The 19,707-nt window shown below is 42.9% G+C and carries 16 protein-coding genes; 5 read left to right on the top strand and 11 right to left on the bottom strand.

Translation table 11 applies throughout. The annotated features are described in order from the left end of the window. The first annotated feature begins 757 nt into the window (after positions 1-757). The gene (gene gltB, locus PR833_RS13330; protein WP_040132450.1) at positions 758-5,221 is read left to right on the top strand and encodes a glutamate synthase large subunit; all 4,464 of its coding nucleotides are present in this window, start codon (positions 758-760) and stop codon (positions 5,219-5,221) included. A 10-nt stretch (positions 5,222-5,231) separates the two neighbouring features. Then, positions 5,232-6,647: an FAD-dependent oxidoreductase gene (locus PR833_RS13325; protein WP_004925414.1), complete on the top strand. Its 1,416-nt coding sequence runs from the start codon at positions 5,232-5,234 to the stop codon at positions 6,645-6,647. A gap of 1,166 nt (positions 6,648-7,813) precedes the next feature. On the opposite strand, the gene sspB is transcribed toward PR833_RS13325, so the two are convergent. The 5 genes from sspB to zapE form a co-directional block, all read right to left on the bottom strand. Continuing rightward, on the bottom strand, positions 7,814-8,305 hold the full coding sequence (gene sspB, locus PR833_RS13320; protein ID WP_014657579.1) for a ClpXP protease specificity-enhancing factor: 492 nt from the start codon (positions 8,303-8,305) through the stop codon (positions 7,814-7,816). An 8-nt stretch (positions 8,306-8,313) separates the two neighbouring features. Then, entirely contained in the window at positions 8,314-8,955 is a 642-nt protein-coding gene (sspA, locus tag PR833_RS13315) for a stringent starvation protein SspA (RefSeq protein WP_004925425.1), read from the bottom strand. A gap of 634 nt (positions 8,956-9,589) precedes the next feature. Continuing rightward, positions 9,590-9,982: a 30S ribosomal protein S9 gene (gene rpsI / locus PR833_RS13310; protein ID WP_004258235.1), complete on the bottom strand. Its 393-nt coding sequence runs from the start codon at positions 9,980-9,982 to the stop codon at positions 9,590-9,592. A gap of 15 nt (positions 9,983-9,997) precedes the next feature. Next, positions 9,998-10,426, bottom strand: a complete 429-nt coding sequence (gene rplM, locus PR833_RS13305; RefSeq protein WP_004925433.1) for a 50S ribosomal protein L13 — start codon at positions 10,424-10,426, stop codon at positions 9,998-10,000. A gap of 276 nt (positions 10,427-10,702) precedes the next feature. Then, complete coding sequence (gene zapE, locus PR833_RS13300) at positions 10,703-11,836, bottom strand: cell division protein ZapE (RefSeq protein ID WP_272526206.1); 1,134 nt, start codon at positions 11,834-11,836, stop codon at positions 10,703-10,705. Between the two features lie 221 nt (positions 11,837-12,057). Between zapE and zapG the strand changes: the two genes are divergently transcribed. The 3 genes from zapG to degS all read left to right on the top strand — a co-directional run bounded on the left by zapG (position 12,058) and on the right by degS (position 15,545). After that, positions 12,058-12,462, top strand: a complete 405-nt coding sequence (zapG, locus tag PR833_RS13295; RefSeq protein ID WP_004925439.1) for a Z-ring associated protein ZapG — start codon at positions 12,058-12,060, stop codon at positions 12,460-12,462. A gap of 436 nt (positions 12,463-12,898) precedes the next feature. Next, positions 12,899-14,293 (top strand): Do family serine endopeptidase, encoded by a 1,395-nt coding sequence (locus tag PR833_RS13290; protein WP_164457004.1) that lies wholly within the window; start codon positions 12,899-12,901, stop codon positions 14,291-14,293. A 187-nt stretch (positions 14,294-14,480) separates the two neighbouring features. Continuing rightward, a complete protein-coding gene (degS, locus tag PR833_RS13285) occupies positions 14,481-15,545 on the top strand; it encodes an outer membrane-stress sensor serine endopeptidase DegS (protein ID WP_004925447.1) in 1,065 nt (354 codons plus the stop codon). A 94-nt stretch (positions 15,546-15,639) separates the two neighbouring features. Here degS and murA read toward each other — a convergent pair whose 3' ends face one another. The 6 genes from murA to mlaE form a co-directional block, all read right to left on the bottom strand. After that, on the bottom strand, positions 15,640-16,902 hold the full coding sequence (gene murA / locus PR833_RS13280; protein ID WP_004925449.1) for a UDP-N-acetylglucosamine 1-carboxyvinyltransferase: 1,263 nt from the start codon (positions 16,900-16,902) through the stop codon (positions 15,640-15,642). A 157-nt stretch (positions 16,903-17,059) separates the two neighbouring features. Beyond that, positions 17,060-17,314 carry a BolA family iron metabolism protein IbaG gene (ibaG, locus tag PR833_RS13275; RefSeq protein WP_004925453.1) on the bottom strand — a complete coding sequence of 85 codons (255 nt, stop codon included), beginning with the start codon at positions 17,312-17,314 and terminating at the stop codon, positions 17,060-17,062. 140 nt (positions 17,315-17,454) lie between these two features. Next, positions 17,455-17,745 carry a lipid asymmetry maintenance protein MlaB gene (gene mlaB / locus PR833_RS13270; protein WP_004925456.1) on the bottom strand — a complete coding sequence of 97 codons (291 nt, stop codon included), beginning with the start codon at positions 17,743-17,745 and terminating at the stop codon, positions 17,455-17,457. A gap of 4 nt (positions 17,746-17,749) precedes the next feature. After that, positions 17,750-18,376: a phospholipid-binding protein MlaC gene (gene mlaC / locus PR833_RS13265; RefSeq protein ID WP_004925458.1), complete on the bottom strand. Its 627-nt coding sequence runs from the start codon at positions 18,374-18,376 to the stop codon at positions 17,750-17,752. Positions 18,377-18,410: 34 nt separating this feature from the next. Beyond that, positions 18,411-18,920 carry an outer membrane lipid asymmetry maintenance protein MlaD gene (gene mlaD, locus PR833_RS13260; RefSeq protein ID WP_004925461.1) on the bottom strand — a complete coding sequence of 170 codons (510 nt, stop codon included), beginning with the start codon at positions 18,918-18,920 and terminating at the stop codon, positions 18,411-18,413. Between the two features lie 3 nt (positions 18,921-18,923). After that, positions 18,924-19,706, bottom strand: coding sequence for a lipid asymmetry maintenance ABC transporter permease subunit MlaE (mlaE, locus tag PR833_RS13255; protein WP_004925463.1), 783 nt, complete (start codon positions 19,704-19,706; stop codon positions 18,924-18,926). Between the last annotated feature and the right edge of the window lies 1 nt (position 19,707).

Below are 19,707 nucleotides of genomic sequence, written 5' to 3'. Positions count from 1 at the left end.
GCACGTTCCTTATCTAAAATACACTTTATTTTTCAAAAATATAAGCATTTATAATAACAAACAACTACATTATTAATTTTATAAAACAACAAAAAACAGAATAAAAAACCAGCCTAACTCTTAAACTAAAAACATTTAATTATTTAATAAGTAAAACTCGATAGAGTTAGCGCAAAAAAAATCAATTTATTGGTGATGTATATCACAGTATTTACAAAAACAAGACATGCATCACAAAAGCATTTTTGATAAGTTTTTCTTTCTTTATCAAATAAATAACATTATTTTATCTTGCAAATAATGCTTATTACGCACTATTTGACCTAGAAAAAGAATCTCGCTAAGTTAAAACCTGACCGTGTACCGCCCTCTCTGCTGATGACGTATACATAACAATTACTCCCATACACTGTTTATTTTTTATTAAGAATAGAAACAGCGACTCATTGGCGCTGTTGTTTGGTGTGCTCAAAAGATAACCAGCAAAAAAGATGAGTAAATGAATGAATTAACCTAAAGCAATAAGCCAGAGTAATAAATAGAAGAAACCAAGATAACCCATTGAATTTATTTACAGTGAAGAGCAAAGAAGTACGCCAATACAGTTGTAGTTAAAACCTCTACGGTAGCTATTTCCTAGATATTTCACGCTACAACTAGGCATAAAGAACCGGTTCCCTGAAAGTAGAGCAACACTCTCTATTCAGCGGAAAAAACATAGCAATAACGTTGTAGTACGAAAGACGACGGAGAATCTATGCTGTACGATAAAAGATTAGAGAAAGACAACTGTGGCTTTGGCCTGATTGCCCATATCGAAGGTGAACCTAGCCATAAAATCGTCAGAACCGCTATCCATGCACTCGCCAGAATGCAGCATCGCGGTGCAATCCTCGCTGATGGAAAAACAGGCGATGGTTGCGGCTTATTGTTACAGAAACCTGACCGCTTTTTCCATTTAGTGGCACAAGAGCAAGGGTGGCGTTTAGCACGTAACTATGCCGTTGGGATGATCTTTCTAAGTCAAGATGAAACCATTGCAGCAGATTGCCGACGTATTATTGAAGAAGAGATCTTAGATGAAACCTTAGCGATTGTTGGGTGGCGTGAAGTTCCTATTAACCGTGAAATTCTTGGCAGCATTGCACTTTCTAGCCTCCCGAAAATTGAGCAGCTATTTATCAATGCCCCTGCCGGCTGGCGACCACGAGACCTTGAAAGACGCTTATTCGTTGCCCGTCGTCGTATCGAAAAACGTATTCATGACGATGATTTTTATATCTGTAGCCTATCTAACCTTGTCACCATTTATAAAGGGTTATGTATGGCAACGGATCTGCCCCGTTTTTACCCTGATCTCGCCGACTTACGAATGGAATCTGCTATCTGCCTTTTCCACCAGCGCTTTTCAACCAATACCGTACCACGTTGGCCACTGGCCCAGCCATTTCGCTATTTAGCGCATAACGGGGAAATTAATACCATTACAGGCAACCGCCAATGGGCGCGGGCGCGCTCATACAAGTTTCGTACCCCTCTGATCCCCGATTTGCAAACAGCGGCACCTTTTGTCAATGAAACCGGATCAGATTCAAGCTCTCTCGACAATATGCTCGAATTATTGCTCAATGGAGGGATGGATCTTATTCGAGCGATCCGTTTACTTGTTCCCCCCGCTTGGCAAAATAACCCCGACATGGATGAAGATCTCAAAGCCTTTTTTGACTTCAACTCCATGCATATGGAGCCTTGGGATGGCCCAGCAGGTTTAGTCATGTCTGATGGCCGTTATGCTGCTTGTAACCTAGATAGAAATGGCCTACGCCCAGCCCGTTATGTGATTACCAAAGATAAGCTCATTACATGCGCTTCTGAAGTTGGCATTTGGGATTATCAACCTGATGAGGTGGTTGAAAAAGGCCGTGTTGGCCCCGGTGAGCTAATGCTAATCGACACCCAAGAGGGGCGTATTTTGCACAGTGCGGAAATGGATAATGACCTAAAGAGTCGTCATCCGTACAAAGAGTGGCTTGAAAAAAACGTTATTCGGTTAACGCCATTTGAAGCCATGGAGCAAGCGCAAGATGCGGTAGGGCAACGCTCCATGGACAACCAAACCCTTGCCTCATATCAAAAGCAATTTGCTTACAGCAGCGAAGAGTTAGAGCAAGTTATCCGAGTCCTTGGTGAAAATGGCCAAGAAGCCACAGGGTCAATGGGGGATGACACCCCATTTGCCGTGCTTTCACAGCGTCCACGCATTCTTTATGATTACTTTCGCCAGTCATTTGCACAAGTCACTAACCCCCCTATCGATCCACTTAGGGAAGCACATGTGATGTCACTTGCCACCTGTATTGGGCGAGAAATGAATGTGTTTTGTGAAGCGGAAGGGCAAGCGCATCGGCTCAGTTTTAAATCCCCTATTTTGCTCTATTCTGATTTCCAGCAATTATGCCAACAAGATAGTCGCTACTATCAAACAGCCACTGTCGATATTACCTATCCACCTTCTGTTTATTCATTAAAACAAGCGATTGAAAATCTGTGCCAAGAAGCACAGCAAAAAGTGCGTGATGGCGCCGTATTATTAGTGCTTTCTGACCGTAATATTTCACCAGAGCGCTTGCCTATTCCTGCCGCAATGGCCGTAGGTGCCGTCCAGCACTGTTTAGTTGAAAACCATTTACGTTGCGATGCTAACTTAATTGTCGAAACAGCCAGCGCCAGAGACCCACACCACTTTGCGGTGTTATTAGGTTTTGGAGCAACGGCTATCTACCCTTACTTAGCCTATGAATCACTCGCAGCAATGGCGGAAAAACAGCTGTTTGATAAGCCTCTTGGTAACGTTTTGCTGAATTACCGCAATGGTATTAATAAGGGGCTATATAAGATCATGTCGAAAATGGGGATTTCGACAGTGGCCTCATATCGCTGTTCAAAATTGTTTGAAGCCGTTGGCTTACATGAAGAAGTCACCCAACTGTGCTTTGACGGTGTAGTCAGTCGAGTTAGTGGAGCTAACTTTAGTGACTTTGAATTAGACCTATTTAATTTATCCCGTAAAGCATGGCTACCGCGTCTACCTATAGAGCAAGGCGGTTTACTCAAATATATGCACAATGGTGAGTACCATGCCTACAACCCTGATGTGGTAAAAACCTTACAGCAAGCCGTCCACAGTGGTGACTACAATGATTATCTAAAATATGCGCAACTGGTGAATAATCGCCCAGTCACGACGTTCCGTGATTTACTCGCCTTAAAATTTTCAGATAATGGAATTTCGCTGGACGATGTAGAGCCTGAAGAAGCGCTATTTTCACGTTTTGATACCGCTGCAATGTCGATTGGGGCATTAAGCCCAGAAGCACATGAAGCGTTAGCCATCGCAATGAACACGCTCGGTGGTTTTTCCAATTCAGGCGAAGGTGGAGAAGACCCCGCACGCTACGGTACACAAAAACGTTCACGTATCAAACAAGTCGCTTCTGGGCGTTTCGGCGTCACTCCGGCTTATTTAGTCAATGCTGATGTCATTCAAATCAAGGTGGCTCAAGGTGCGAAACCGGGTGAAGGTGGGCAATTACCGGGAGACAAGGTCACCCCGTATATTGCACGTTTACGTTATTCCGTGCCCGGCGTCACCTTAATTTCACCACCACCACATCACGATATTTATTCAATTGAAGATTTGGCACAGCTTATTTTTGACCTCAAACAAGTCAACCCTCACGCTCTTATTTCCGTCAAACTGGTATCTGAGCCGGGTGTTGGCACTATAGCGACAGGGGTTGCAAAGGCATATGCTGATTTGATCACCGTCGCAGGTTATGATGGCGGAACTGGAGCGAGTCCAATTACCTCGGTTAAATACGCTGGGTGCCCATGGGAGCTTGGCCTTGTAGAAACGCAGCAAGCTCTTGTCGCCAATGGGTTACGTCATAAAATTCGGCTACAAACAGATGGCGGCCTAAAAACGGGCCTTGATATCATCAAAGCCGCTATATTAGGCGCCGAAAGCTTTGGTTTCGGCACAGGCCCCATGGTTGCATTAGGTTGCAAATACTTACGCATATGCCATCTCAATAACTGTGCAACCGGTGTTGCAACACAAGATGATTCCCTGAGGCAACATCACTATCATGGGTTACCTGAGCGGGTGATTAATTACTTTCGATTTATTGCAAGGGAAACCCGCGAGCTAATGGCGGCATTGGGTGTGACTAAACTGACTGATTTAATTGGTCGCACAGATTTACTTGAAATTATTGAAGGTACTACGGCAAAACAGAGCAAAATTAACTTGCAAAGCCTATTAGCGACGAGCGTACCACAGGCTGGCACAGCGGTGTTTTGTACTGAAAAGAACCCTTCTTTTGATGAAGGTTTATTAAACCAACGTATTTTACGTGATGCAGAGCCTTATTTAGCCCAAAAACAATCAAAAACCTTTTTCTACGATATCATGAATACCGATCGTTCCGTTGGTGCCGCACTCTCTGGTGAAATTGCTCGTCGTTTTGGTGACCAAGGCTTTGCAGCAACACCGTTACAACTCTATTTTACAGGAACAGCGGGGCAGAGCTTTGGCGTGTGGAATGCAGGTGGTGTCGAGTTGATTTTAACGGGTGATGCTAATGATTATGTTGGCAAAGGCATGACGGGAGGGATTATCGCGATCCGTCCACCGGTAGGCTCTTCCTTTGCAACACATAAAACCACCATCGCGGGTAACACCTGTTTATATGGCGCCACAGGCGGTAAACTCTATGCAGCGGGTCTAGCTGGTGAACGTTTTGCGGTACGTAATTCAGGTGCAACCGCCGTCATTGAGGGGATTGGTGATAATGGTTGCGAATATATGACAGGTGGGATCGTCTGTGTGCTTGGTAATACAGGGATCAATTTTGGGGCTGGTATGACAGGCGGATTCGCTTATGTTCTTGACGAAGAAGATAACTTTTCACGTCGAGTTAACAATGAAATGGTTGAGTTGCTATCCGTCAATGAGTTGCCTATCCACGCAGAGCATTTACGTGGGCTCATCACTGAACATGTCCGCTTAACACATTCATCCCGTGGCGAAGCTATCTTAGCTGATTGGGAGTACTGGGTAAGCCGTTTTGCATTGGTGAAGCCCAAATCCAGTGACATCAATGCGCTCTTAGGCCATCGTAGCCGTTCAGCAGCCGAATTACGCGTCCAAGCACAGTAAGGAGAGAAAAATGAGCCAGAATGTTTATCAATTTATCGACTTACAGCGTGTTGACCCGCCGAAGAAAACATTAAATGTTCGTAAGATTGAATTTGTGGAAATCTATGAACCTTTTAGCGCGATCCAAGCACAAACACAGGCAGATCGCTGCCTTTCATGCGGCAACCCATACTGTGAATGGAAATGCCCTGTACACAACTATATCCCTAATTGGTTAAAACTAGCGAATGAAGGGCGTATTATTGAAGCCGCTGAGCTTTCTCATCAAACCAACAGCCTGCCTGAGGTATGTGGTCGAGTGTGTCCTCAAGATCGCCTATGTGAAGGCGCATGTACCCTAAACGATGAGTTTGGTGCTGTCACTATCGGTAATATTGAGCGTTATATTAATGACACTGCCTTTGCAATGGGCTGGCGTCCCGATCTTTCCCATGTTGTGCCAGTCAATAAACGTGTTGCAATTATCGGGGCTGGCCCTGCTGGTCTCGCCTGTGCCGATGTTTTAGCGCGCAATGGTGTTCAAGCAACCGTGTATGATCGCCACCCTGAAATTGGGGGATTACTCACTTTTGGTATCCCTGCCTTCAAACTCGAAAAAGAGATTATGTCTCGCCGTAGAGAGATTTTCACCGCTATGGGAATTGAGTTCAAACTGAATACGGAAATTGGCAAAGATCTGACTTTAAGTGATTTGCTCAATGAATATGACGCCGTATTTATAGGTACAGGAACTTATCAATCAACGAAAGGGCAGCTAGCCAATGAAAATGCCCATGGCGTCCATGATGCCTTGCCGTATCTGATTGCCAATACGCGTCATTTAATGGGGTTTGAGGAGTTACAGGATGCACCTTATATCGACCTCAACAATAAGCATGTTGTCGTGCTTGGTGGTGGTGATACTGCAATGGATTGTGTCCGTACTGCTATTCGGCAAGGTGCTAAAAGAGTTAGCTGCGCTTATCGTCGAGATGAAGCGAGTATGCCAGGGTCGCCTAGAGAGGTAAAAAATGCGCGTGAAGAAGGCGCTGAATTTTTATTTAATGTGCAGCCAGTCAGTATTGAAGTCGATCAACAAGGAAAAGTATGTGGTGTTAAGGTGGTGAAAACCAGTATGAGCACATCTAAAAATGGTCGTGCTCAAGCTGAAATCATTGAAGGGTCTGAGCATTTGCTCCCCGCAGATGCCGTGATCACCGCCTTTGGTTTTCGTCCACATGTTATGCCTTGGCTCGCAGATCACGATGTGCAACTGGATAATCAAGGGCGTATTATCGCGAGTCATGATGCGCTTTTGGCCTACCAGACTTCAAACCCCAAAATATTTGCAGGGGGGGATATTGTCCGAGGCTCTGATTTGGTTGTCACCGCAATCGCTGAAGGGCGTAAAGCTGCCGATGGTATTTTATGTTTTATGGGAGTCTAATTGCTAACGCCTTAGTAAGCGACCGATAGGCCATAGTGATACCCCCTCCTAATGCCAGTCAGCTAAACTGACTGGCATTTTCTTGTCAGGATATTGATCGGATTTAGATTTATGGCTTATCCATGTATTGCAAAACACCGATTTTCGCGTTTTCTAGTTTGTTTCGTTTTCAACCTAAAGCTCATCTATCTCGCGAGTCAATCTCATCACACAAATACAAACCCATAAAAAAATAGTGCGGTTCGATTTATCAATAGTCATGAGAGCCGCTATTTAATTATATTAGGAATGGTTATATAACGTTCATAACAAATATTGATGAGTGGCTTCGACTACTTATTAGTAATTTTAGCTATATGTGTTTGTCCCATCTAAAGTGCTACAGCACGATACTATTTTATCTAAGCCTTAAGCTTCGTTAAATGGCTATAGAGGGTAACTCGTCTCATTTACTGATAAGGGATAATAAAGTCTACAATTCATCAGACGCTTTCTTTTCTCGATAATATTTTTCAATTATGCGTATTACGAATAAAACCATTTGTATAAAGATAATATCAATATACAAATGGCTATCTCGAAGTGATCGCCTAAATAGGTCACTGAGAGTGTTTATCGGCATGATTTAATCGCTATCTATACCGATTATGTTGAAATAAGTGACAATATTATTGATATTTATCTCACTCAACGAATAAAAGATCAGATCCACTCTCGTGATATCAGTTGGGATTATTATATTGATGCCCAAGATATATGTGATTTTTGACTAAGAAATATAACTGTAGAAGAGGCTAGATAAAGCCAAAGTAAAAGTAGTTTTCAGTAATTATACGTATCATCCAGCATCGCTAGTTGAATTATTAAAAGGTTTATCTGGCTGGAAAATTGATGCTGTAGTTCTTCTTGAACGCGATATCAAGCAGCTTACTGATTAACTGGTTAATATAAATTGGTGTATCTCAATTAATAAGGAGTGGACAGCATCACCGATGCTAGAAGTAAGTAGACTCAATCAGCAACACCATAAAAAAATCCGATATTATATTCCTTAATATCGGATTTTATATATTCAAAGGGTCATCAGCCATTTCGCCAATTTTTTCTTTATTGATCAGCGTCGAAGATGCTCTTCCCTCTATTTTTTAACCTAGATAACTTACCAACTATTTGATAACTCTGAGAGATGGCCTACCTTTAGGGGGTGGCGTTGGTTCATCATCCGATGCTGTAGATTCATCACTTGTCGGCTCTGATTCGTGAACTAACATGATGTTATCCGCTGGGTTATCTTCAACCACTTCTGGCTCACCTGATAATTGCTCTTCATAGGCTGTTTCAGGTTCGAACATCATGCCAGCCCCATTTTCACGAGAGTAGATAGCGATAATCGCAGCCATCGGAACATACACCTGACGAGGTACGCCACCAAATCGTGCGTTAAAACGTACTTCATCATTTGTGATCTCAAAATTACCAACCGCACGCGGCGCCACGTTCAAGACAATTTGCCCATCACGAACAAATTCCATTGGTACGTTGGTATTAGGAACGGAGACATCAACTACCAAATGCGGCGTCATATCGTTATCGAGCAGCCACTCGTAATGCGCGCGTAACAGATACGGGCGTCGAGGTGTCATTGGTGCCATTTCCATCATGACACTTAGCCTCGTGCCGAAAGACGCATTTCGCGCTCTAATTCAGTCAGTGAAGCCAAAAATGCGTCACGTTCAAAAACACGTTGCATATACATTTGCAGGTGCTTGCTGCTTGAAGGCTTCAGTTCAATACCCAATACAGGTAAACGCCATAATAGCGGTGCTAAATAGCAATCAACGAGACTGAACTCTTCGCTCATAAAGAAAGGCATTTCAGCAAAAACGGGTGACACCGCAATCAGCTCTTCAGCTAATTGGCGACGCGCGTTATCGGCTTCCTGTGCACTTCCCTTCTCAATTTTGTACATCAGAGAATACCAATCTTTTTCAATGCGATGCATCAGTTGACGGCTAGTACCACGCGCAACTGGATAAACAGGCATTAATGGAGGATGAGGGAAACGCTCATCAAGGTATTCCATGATGATATGTGGGTCATATAGGGTCAGATCACGGTCAACAAGAGTAGGAACACTCTGGTATGGGTTTAGATCAATCAGATCTTGAGGCAGATGACCTTGTTCGACATGTTCAATCTCAACGCTAACCCCTTTCTCAGCCAAAACGATACGGACTTGATGACTAAAGATGTCGGTTGGCCCTGAAAATAATGTCATTACCGAACGTTTGTTAGGAGCGACAGCCATTAAAACCTCCAAGTTGCATAAAAATGAACTAAACTGTAATAAGTTTTTTAATAATTACGAGCCCGCTCATTTTAAAATCCCCTGTGCTAAAACTCTCATTTATCCATATTGAAAGCCAGCACAACCCTCTCGCAATAATGCTGCGAGAAATAAGAAAATAAAAAGCAGTCGCATATTCTAGCAGATTTTGTGCAACTTAGGGGGATGTTGATGAAAAAATCATAACTAAATGTCTTTTAAGACAAATAAAAACATAAAAAATAGAGCATTAACATACTTAATGAAAACTTATTAGCATATAAACCTTGAAGTTAACTCTAAAGTTATCATTTTCAGAAAGAAAATGGTTTTTCTCAAAAGTGAGTAAATTACCTAAAGATCAGTAACTGAGACTAACAATATACTGTTTGCATAATTTTTATATGCAATAGATTTATATTAGCGAATCACTTACCCTTTTTCACCACAATAAATAATATTCAATCTCTTCCAGCCTAAAAAGATAAAGCGTTACAACATATTGGATACCATTCCCCTAAAAGATCCGCTCCCCCACAATGATAAATTCAAGGCAATAAAAAACCCGCCATAAAGACGGGTTTTGTCATCAATTTTATGCCCAAAGGGCAACAAATTAACGTTTGGAGAACTGTGGACGACGACGTGCTTTGCGTAGACCAACTTTTTTACGTTCAACAGAACGCGCATCACGGGTAACGAAACCAGCTTTACGCAGATCAGAACGAAGAGTCTCATCATAAGCCATCAGTGCACGAGTGATACCGTGACGGATTGCGCCTGCCTGACCTGAAATACCACCACCTTTAACAGTGATGTACAGATCCAGTTTTTCCAACATTTCAACCAACTCTAGCGGCTGACGAACGACCATGCGCGCAGTTTCGCGGCCAAAGTACTGTTCCAGTGTACGCTGATTGATTGTGATGTTACCGCTACCTGGCTTAATGAAGACACGAGCGGAAGAGCTTTTGCGGCGACCAGTGCCGTAGTATTGATTTTCAGCCATTGCCTATAATCCCGATTAAATGTCAAGAACTTGCGGTTGTTGTGCCGCGTGGTTGTGCTCGTTACCTGCGTAAACTTTCAGTTTACGGTACATTGCACGACCCAGAGGCCCTTTTGGCAACATGCCTTTAACCGCGATTTCAATCACACGCTCAGGACTGCGAGCAATCATTTCTTCGAAAGTCGCTTGCTTAATTCCACCTACATGGCCTGTGTGGCGATAGTAGATTTTGTCTTCGCGCTTATTGCCGGTAACAGCAATTTTTTCTGCATTCAGAACGATGATATAATCACCAGTATCCACGTGCGGAGTATATTCCGCTTTATGCTTACCGCGCAGACGGCGAGCCAATTCAGTTGCAAGACGACCTAAAGTTTTGCCATCTGCATCAACAACGTACCAGTCGCGTTTTACGGTCTCTGGTTTAGCTGTAAAAGTTTTCATTAAAACTTACCCAATATTGAAGTTACACGTTGGTGAACACTCATGTTCATAAGCTTTGTGAGGTTCACACGACTCTTGTCCAGCAAACCTACCCCTTCGAGCAGCCTAGCCGGCATTATGCGATATTTCTTGGGAAATAAGAAAATATCGCTGTAACGTGGGGTCGCAAGATTATAGAGAAGTCAGCAATAAAAATCGACCCCAAAACACATTTTTTTTCACCACGCGGTGAACTGCGTCTTTTTTGTGCGAATAGCATGCCTGCATTTAATCGACTTAAGCCAAATGCGGGATCTTTAAATACTCTTCGCTTTGCATTTCCTGTAAACGAGAAAGGCAGCGCTGATATTCAAAGGCTAATAAATTACCTTGGTACAGCGATTCCATCGGCACCTGTGCGTTAATGATCAATTTAACCTTACGCTCATAAAACTCATCCACTAACGCCAAAAATCGCCGTGCTGCATTTTCTTGTTTGGAATCTAACGCTGGCACATCATATAAAATGACAGTGTGATAACAATTGGCTAGATAAATATAGTCATTTTGGCTACGAGGCTCATCACACAATGCTTTAAAACCAATCGCAAGTACCCCTTCTGCGCTGCTGATAGCCTGCATTTTGCGATGATTCACTTCTAATACAGGTTGTTGTTCGCCTCGCTTACCTGCCAGCTTCACGAAAATTTCATTGAGATGCTGGCGATTTTCTTCATTTATTGGAGAGAGGAAAAGATGAGCCTGAGTTAATGTTCTTAGCCGATAATCAACCCCAGCATCAACATTCATCACTTCGCAATATTTTTTAATTTGTTCAATTGCAGGTAGAAAACGAGCGCGTTGCAGACCATTACGATACAGCTCATCAGGGATAATATTGGATGTCGCAATAAGCGTGATGCCTCGGGCAAATAGCCCCTCAAGCAATGTGCCTAAAATCATCGCATCCGTGATATCAGAGACAAAAAACTCGTCAAAACAAAGGACATCCGTCTGTTTTTTAAAATCATCAGCAATAATATCTAGCGGGTTTTCTTGACCTTGCAGAGCCATCAAGTCTTCTTGGACTTTTTTCATAAACCGATGAAAATGCAAACGAAGTTTCCGGTTTCCCGGTAAACTTTCATAAAACATATCCATAAGCCAAGTTTTACCTCGACCAACTCCCCCCCACATGTATAACCCTTGTACAGGTTCAGTCACAGCAGCATGCTTTTTGCCTAGTAGACGTTCTAAGCGCATTTTCAACCCAGAAGGCTTTTCCTTTTGTTCATTTGAAGAGGATGACGCGATCAGTTGCTGATAAATTTCATCTAAACGCTCTACAGCACGTTTTTGTACGTCATCAGGCTGGTAGTGACCTTCAGCAAGAGCCTGCTGATAACGCATAGTAGGAGACATCGGCGACATTAACTGAATAATCCTTAAAAAATTTTCGGTTTTTTTACCGTTATATGGTATACACTGCCCTTATTATAACCAGATTCATTTATTATTTAACGTCTAGTTAACGAATGCTAAATAGAGTAAGGAATTTCACCTTAGTATTCCACTCTTTAGTGATTAACAGGTATAGTTATAGGTAGCCAAGCTTAATTTCTGCGAACAGTGAAGTAAACGAAGGAGTCAGCATGACCTGGGAGTATGCACTAATTGGATTAGTTATTGGTTTCATCATCGGCGCATTAGTTGTCCGTTATGGGAACCCAAAACTTCGTCAACAAAAAACAGCACAAGCTGAATTAGACAAGAAAAACACTGAGCTAGAAGAGTACCGTAAGGAGCTAGTCGGTCATTTTGCTCGCAGTGCAGAATTACTTGATAATATGGCTCGTGATTATCGTCAGCTATATCAGCATATGGCTCAAAGCTCATCTGAGTTAATGCCAGATATGCCAGCGCAAGATAACCCGTTCAATTATCGCTTAACAGAATCAGAAGCGGATAATGACCAAGCACCCGTCAAAATGCCACCAAGAGATTATTCCGATGGGGCATCAGGGTTATTCCGTCCTATTGACGAAAAAGAGAAGTAATTATTCATTTATGCTCTAAAGTATTTGAGGGGCAGCGCGCGAACAATAGCTTCATCCAGCAAGCTGCAACTTAAAATATAACGAGTCGAACCACCAGCAAAGCAATTTGCTGGTGGATACCAAATATCATTTTCTATTTACACTAAACCAACGAGTTTGCTGCTGTAAATTAATCAGTTAACTCTATTTCACAATATATCGTTTCATATTAAATATTTCTTTTTATTTCAAAACTGTATAGAAATTAAGTCCTCATCTACAATACATGTAAATAGATGTAAAATAATGGATAACCGCTACCCGTTGTATGAACTTTTGCGCATAATCCATGGTCATAGTTATCAGTAAAATCAAATCTGATATGAGAAAAATATCCTGATTGGTGTAGCAAGGCTACAACCTGATAAATTTTATTCTTGAGAGAATCTACGGAATGATGAAAAGAAAAAATTTCTTTCTCACTGCAGTCGCAATGAGCCTAGGGTTATCCCTTTCAATTTTACCTTCAATTAGCAGTGCTGCTTTGCCTGCGACATTACCAGCAACGGCACAAAGCCAAAATATGCCAAGCTTGGCACCTATGCTTGAAAAAGTACTGCCAGCGGTGGTGAATATCCATGTTTCTGGTACGCGCGTTCAAAATCAGCAGATCCCAGAAGAATTAAAATTCTTCTTTGGCCCAAATATCCCTTCACAACAACAAAGTGTTAGGCCATTTGAGGGCTTAGGCTCTGGCGTTATTATTGACGCACAACAAGGCTACATTTTAACGAATAATCACGTGATTGATGGCGCGGATAAGATCCAAATCCAACTGAATGATGGGCGTGAAATTGATGTCAAACTCATTGGTAAAGACGCGCAAACCGATATTGCGTTACTGAAAATCACCAATGCGAAAGATATCAAAAACCTTACCGCCGTTAGCATGGCAGATTCAGATAAACTCCGTGTTGGTGACTTTGCCGTTGCCGTTGGTAACCCATTTGGTTTAGGGCAAACAGCAACTTCAGGTATCATTTCGGCACTGGGTCGTAGTGGTCTAAACCTTGAAGGGTTAGAAAACTTTATCCAAACCGATGCTTCTATCAACCGCGGTAACTCCGGTGGTGCTCTGGTTAACTTAAACGGTGAATTGATTGGTATCAATACCGCAATCTTAGCTCCAGGCGGTGGTAACATCGGTATCGGCTTCGCTATCCCAAGTAATATGGCGAAAAACCTCAGTGAGCAGTTAATTAAGCACGGTGAAGTAAGACGCGGTATTTTGGGTATTAAAGGCACCGAAATGAATTCAGATATTGCTAAAGCCTTTAATATCGATGCTCAACGCGGCGCATTCGTCAGTGAAGTTCTGCCTAAATCTTCTGCCGCAAAAGCAGGCATTAAATCAGGCGACGTCCTCGTGTCTGTTGATGGTAAACGTATCAACAGCTTTGCTGAGCTGAGAGCCAAAATTGGTACTAGCCAGATTGGTAAAGAGATCACGATTGGTTTGATCCGTTCAGGAAAACCAATGGATGTTAAAGTGGTTTTAGAAAACAATGAAGGCGAAGCCACTAAAGCGGAAAAACTGAGTGAATCATTACTTGGTGCAACATTATCTAACGCAACAGTTAATAACACCAAAGGTGTACAGATCGATAACGTAACACCTAAATCACCAGCAGCGGCTGTCGGTTTAGTGAAAGGTGACCTCATTTACGGTGTAAACGATGTTCGTGTCGAAACCATCGAACAGTTCCGTAAAGTCATTGATGCTAAACCACCAGTACTTGCTATGAAGGTTCTGCGTGGTGGTGAAACCTTATATCTGTTGATGAAAAACTAATTAGCCCTCTGTACTTCGAGTGACTGTCAGTTACATATGGCTTCCTTTAACTCGAAATATTTAGAGCGTTACACAAAATTGTTGTAAAAGATCAAAACAGGTACAGGACAAACTGCTGTGCCTGTTTTTTTATGTTATGCTCAAGTTCCCTTTATTAACATCAACAACCTGAATAATTCGATATCTTATGGTGAAAAAGCTTATCTGGGCAGCAATGCTAGGCCTATTAATCGCTATGATTATTATCGTTGCGGTTCCTTCCCTACGTCCTCAAGGCTTAGCAGATTTGCTTTATGGTAAAATAGATAGCGAACCTGTCAGTTATAATAAGGCTGTGCGTAAAGCCGCTCCAGCCGTTGTTTATGTTTATAGCAGCTCAAAAGGCAGTTTTTCTCAATCAGGCCGCGAATTGAAATCACTTGGCTCGGGTGTGATCATGAGTTCAAATGGCTATATCATCACCAATAAGCATGTGGTTGATAACCCTGATCAAATCTTAGTCGCCTTACAGGATGGCTCTATTTTTGATGCGCTATTAGTTGGCTCAGATGCTCTGACTGATTTAGCTGTACTAAAAATTGATGCAGAAAATCTTCCCGTTATCCCAATTAATAAATTCCGCGTCACCCATGTAGGCGATGTCGTGCTCGCTATCGGCAACCCATATAATATTGGTCAAACCGTCACCCAAGGGATTATCAGTGCAACAGGTCGTGTAGGGTTAAGCTCCACTCGGAGGCAAAATTTTTTACAAACCGATGCATCGATTAATTCAGGTAATTCAGGGGGAGCTTTGATTAATAGCGAAGGAGAGCTTGTCGGTATTAACACGCTTTCGTTCAGTGCAGGCCAAGGGGTTAGTTCAGAAGGCCTAAGTTTTGCTATCCCAACAGCACTGGCTACAAAAATTATGGAAAAACTGATCCGTGATGGGCGTGTGATCCGAGGTTATATTGGGATCACCGCACGTGAATTACCGCAAATTAGAACCAACAACAACAATATCGATCAGATTAAAGGTTTGCGCGTTTTCCAAGTTGCTCCCAATGGCCCAGCGGCTAAATCCGGCATTCTCCAAGGGGATATTATTTTATCCGTCGATAATAAGCCTGCAATATCAGCCGCTGAAACGATGGACTTAGTGGCAGAGATCCGCCCCGGTAGCAAAGTACCAGTAAAAATCTTACGTGATGGTGAAGTAAAAGATGTCGATGTGATCATCGAAGAGATACCTGAAGGGCAAGCGGGCTAGGCTATTTTCTGAGAGTCTCCCCCACAGCAATACAAAAAAAAGTTGTTCAATTTGAACAACTTTTTATGTTTATCTTATCGCTCTCATCCACGAATTAATCGTCAGATTTGATCCGTTCGATATTCGCGCCTAAACCACGCAGCTTATCTTCAATATGCTCATATCCGCGGTCGATATGATAGATACGATCAACCGTTGTAGTACCTTCCGCGATACAACCTGCAATGACTAAGCTTGCTGATGCACGCAAATCTGTCGCCATGACTTGTGCTCCAGTTAGCTTTTCCACACCATGGCATAACACAGTATTACTTTCGATTTCAGCATGCGCGCCCATACGAATTAATTCAGGAATATGCATGAAACGATTTTCAAAAATTGTTTCTGTGATCATCCCTGCACCCTCAGCCACTAAATTCAATAGGCTAAATTGAGCCTGCATATCTGTTGGGAAGCCAGGATGCGGTGCAGTACGCAAAGTAACCGCTTTAGGGCGTTTGCCTTGCATATCAAGACTGATCCAATCTTCGCCCACCTCAATTTTAGCACCTGCTTCGCGCAGCTTCGCCAAAACGGCATCTAGTGTATCTGGACGAGCGTTACGGCAAACCACTTTCCCTTTTGAAACTGCTGCTGCAATAAGGAAAGTACCTGTTTCAATACGATCAGGCAGTACACGATAGGTACCACCACCTAGGCGCTCAACCCCTTCAATAACAATGCGGTCAGTACCAGCACCGGTAATTTTGGCACCTAATGTATTTAAGAAATTAGCCGTATCTTCAATTTCTGGCTCGCGAGCGGCATTCTCAATAGTTGTCGTGCCCTCAGCTAATGTTGCCGCGGTCATAATAGTCACCGTAGCGCCAACACTCACTTTATCCATGACAATACAAGCGCCTTTTAAACGCCCATCAACCGTCGCTTTCACATAGCCGTCTTCTAGGATAATGTGCGCGCCGAGCTGCTCTAAGCCTGAGATATGTAGGTCAACAGGACGAGCGCCAATCGCGCAGCCTCCCGGTAAAGAAACTTCCCCGTGACCAAAACGAGCGACTAGCGGTGCGAGAGCCCAAATGGAAGCACGCATGGTTTTGACCAGATCATAAGGTGCACAGTATTCAGTGACATTTCTGGCATCAACATAAATGGAACCATTACGTTCAACTTTCGTTCCGAGTTGATTCAGCAGCTTAATCGTTGTATCGATATCCCTAAGCTTAGGTACATTTTGGATCTCTACCGGCTCTTCAGCCAACAGCGCAGCGAACAGAATTGGTAATGCGGCATTTTTCGCACCAGAAATTGTTACCTCACCTTCTAAGCGGGTAGGCCCTTTAACTAAAAATTTATCCATTCGGTTACTCTCGTATTCACACTCGCCATACTTCAAGTTGCGGATGTAATCGACTTCCTTGGTCCAGTGGCTTGCTAGAACTTCCTTTTATTGAGCGACAACAGGCAACGTGAAATATTTGGAGTATAGATTTTAAATACTGTTCGCGGATTTTTTATCAAAAACCGTTTAGCTTGCGGTCGCGAGCCCACTCTGCTGGGGTATATGCTTTTATTGAAAGCGCATGAATACGATTATCCGCGATATACTCCATTAAAGGGGCATAAACAGCTTGTTGCTGTTTGACTCTGCTCATATTTTCAAACATGGCACCGACGGCAATAACCTGAAAGTGGCTGCCATCACCATTAACAATTACCTCATCCAGAGATAGCTTATCCATCAATACTTGTTTTATTTCGTTGGGTTCCATATATGACTCAATTTTATAATCATTGGTTACGGGTATAAATAGACGTCTATCCTAAAGGATCCGTCACAATTCTTAAACCAAAGAAAACGCCTCTGGTGCACAAAAACACGCAGAGGCGCCTTTCTTTACACAAACTGACCTTAACTTAGCAATAATGACTTAACACCATAAAGCTCCATCAAGGTTGTTAGATTATCACTCATACCGACTATCTTCAGTGAGCGTTTTTCTGTTGCCAATTCGCCTTTTAGGCGCACTAGCATTGCTAGCCCTGTTGAATCAACGTGTTCCAAGCCCGAAACATCGATTTGCTCAACCTCAGCAAGTAATGATTTTCGCTTTTCCCAGAACACCAGCAAAGAGTCTCGGCCTAATGTGCCGGACAGTAACAATGCCGATGATGACTTTTCCCACGTAAGATCATGACTCATTTGACTATTTCTCTTCCAGCGTAATAGGTGCTTTCGCACTGATTTCTAACTGTTTTGTTAAGCCATCAATGCCTTGTTTACGCAGGATATCACCCCATTCGTTTTGTTTAGTCGTGATCATACTGACGCCCTCTGCAATCATATCATAGGCCTGCCAGTTACCTGTTTTACTGTTTTTGCGCCATTGGAAATCAAGGCGTACTGGTGGACGGCCATTTGGATCTATGATGGTGACTCGAATAGCAACAATGTTTTTATTCCCAATAGGTTGCTCTGGTGCTATCTGATAAGTTTGACCATGGTACATCGCGAGTGCTTGACCATAAACTTGCTCAAGATACGCTTCGAAAGCAGTAAAGTAAGCGTCACGCTGCGCAGGCGTCGCGTTCTTGTAGTAAGTGCCTAAGACTAAAGCCCCTGCATATTTAATTTGTACATATGGCAATAATTCTTCACGAACAATAGTTCTCAGGTAGTTAGGGTCTTTACGAATTTGCGGCTGCTCATTCTTTAAACGGGTAAAGGTTTTTTCAGCCGCTTCATCCATCAGCTTATACGGGTTGGTTTGATCTATCGCCATTGCAAATGGTGCAATCGCTAACATTGCTATCATCATTAAGCGCTTAAACATAAGTTATTCCTTCTAAATTCGTCTTAACATCGAATCAATTAGCAGCAGGAGCAGGTTGAGATTCAGCGCCTTGGCTATCGCCGCTCTTATACAAGAATTGACCTATCAAATCCTCTAAAACCATCGCAGGTTTGGTATCTTCAATACGTCCACCATCTTTCAATAATTCTGCATCGAGACCTTCACCATAGGGCCCGATATTCATCGCAATATATTGCTCACCGAGTAAGCCGGAAGTACGAATAGATAATGAGCTGGTATCAGGAATATTATTATATTCACTTAGTAGGTCAATTTTAACATCAGGCACATAGGTCTCTTTGTTAAGCGTAATGCTAGCAACGCGCCCAATCACAACGCCCCCCACTTTCACTGGGGAACCTTCTTTTAAGCCACCAATATTTTCAAAAGAGGCCGAAATCTGATAAGTCGATTGGCTACCGAGCGATTTTATATCCGCCACTTTTAGGCACAGAAAAATAATTGCCGCAATCGCTAGCAATATAAAACAACCTACCCATACTTCACTTTTTTTACTTTGCATGACTTAGTTCCCAAACATCAGTGCTGTAAGTACAAAATCTAGACCAAGAACCGCTAACGATGCATGGACCACGGTTCGTGTTGTCGCTTGGCTAATCCCTTCCGATGTTGGGATAGCGTCATAGCCGTTGAACAACGCAATCCAAGTCACCGTTATGGCAAACACTAAGCTCTTGATAAAGCAATTTACAATGTCCATCCGCCAATCAACGGAGGATTGCATTGAGGCCCAAAAGAACCCTTCATCAATCCCTTTCCAATCAACGCCAACCAATGCACCACCTAGGATACCTACTGCAACAAATATCAGTGATAGCAATGGCATGCTAATAAAACCAGCCCAAAAACGCGGTGCTATCACTCGACGAAGAGGATCCACCGCCATCATTTCAAGGCTAGAAATTTGTTCTGTTGCTTTCATTAAGCCAATTTCAGCCGTCAATGCAGAGCCTGCCCGCCCTGCAAACAAAAGGGCTGTCACAACCGGACCAAGTTCACGCAACAAAGATAGTGCCACCATCATACCAAGGCTGGCTTCTGCGCTAAACGTTGTCAGAACTAAATAGCCCTGTAACCCAAGCACCATACCAATAAATAGCCCTGAGACAGCGACAATCAAGAGTGATTGCACACCAACAGCATATAACTGCTTAATTAATAATGGCCACTGCTTGGAAAACTCAGGTTTCCCAATTAATGAGCGAAATAGCATATAACCCGCTCGCCCAAAGGCCGAAAAAATTTCAATCCACCGACGTCCGAGGGCAGCAATTGCCTCTACTATCATC

The organism is Providencia sp. PROV189 (assembly GCF_028480065.1).
In the GTDB taxonomy this organism is placed as follows: domain Bacteria; phylum Pseudomonadota; class Gammaproteobacteria; order Enterobacterales; family Enterobacteriaceae; genus Providencia; species Providencia stuartii.
The sequence above is the reverse complement of the archived record's forward strand: the minus strand, read 5'-3'. Positions and strand labels throughout refer to the sequence as shown.

Bases quoted from the DNA above. Each gene is read 5' to 3' on its own strand.
- gltB (WP_040132450.1), top strand. From the start codon at position 758: ATGCTGTACGATAAAAGATTAGAGAAAGACAACTGTGGCTTTGGCCTG.
- degS (WP_004925447.1), top strand. From the start codon at position 14,481: ATGGTGAAAAAGCTTATCTGGGCAGCAATGCTAGGCCTATTAATCGCT.
- murA (WP_004925449.1), bottom strand. From the start codon at position 16,902: ATGGATAAATTTTTAGTTAAAGGGCCTACCCGCTTAGAAGGTGAGGTA.
- PR833_RS13290 (WP_164457004.1), top strand. From the start codon at position 12,899: ATGAAAAGAAAAAATTTCTTTCTCACTGCAGTCGCAATGAGCCTAGGG.
- mlaC (WP_004925458.1), bottom strand. From the start codon at position 18,376: ATGTTTAAGCGCTTAATGATGATAGCAATGTTAGCGATTGCACCATTT.
- sspB (WP_014657579.1), bottom strand. From the start codon at position 8,305: ATGGAAATGGCACCAATGACACCTCGACGCCCGTATCTGTTACGCGCG.
- zapE (WP_272526206.1), bottom strand. From the start codon at position 11,836: ATGTCGCCGATGTCTCCTACTATGCGTTATCAGCAGGCTCTTGCTGAA.
- mlaB (WP_004925456.1), bottom strand. From the start codon at position 17,745: ATGAGTCATGATCTTACGTGGGAAAAGTCATCATCGGCATTGTTACTG.
- mlaE (WP_004925463.1), bottom strand. From the start codon at position 19,706: ATGATAGTAGAGGCAATTGCTGCCCTCGGACGTCGGTGGATTGAAATT.
- rpsI (WP_004258235.1), bottom strand. From the start codon at position 9,982: ATGGCTGAAAATCAATACTACGGCACTGGTCGCCGCAAAAGCTCTTCC.
- sspA (WP_004925425.1), bottom strand. From the start codon at position 8,955: ATGGCTGTCGCTCCTAACAAACGTTCGGTAATGACATTATTTTCAGGG.
- mlaD (WP_004925461.1), bottom strand. From the start codon at position 18,920: ATGCAAAGTAAAAAAAGTGAAGTATGGGTAGGTTGTTTTATATTGCTA.
- zapG (WP_004925439.1), top strand. From the start codon at position 12,058: ATGACCTGGGAGTATGCACTAATTGGATTAGTTATTGGTTTCATCATC.
- ibaG (WP_004925453.1), bottom strand. From the start codon at position 17,314: ATGGAACCCAACGAAATAAAACAAGTATTGATGGATAAGCTATCTCTG.
- PR833_RS13325 (WP_004925414.1), top strand. From the start codon at position 5,232: ATGAGCCAGAATGTTTATCAATTTATCGACTTACAGCGTGTTGACCCG.
- rplM (WP_004925433.1), bottom strand. From the start codon at position 10,426: ATGAAAACTTTTACAGCTAAACCAGAGACCGTAAAACGCGACTGGTAC.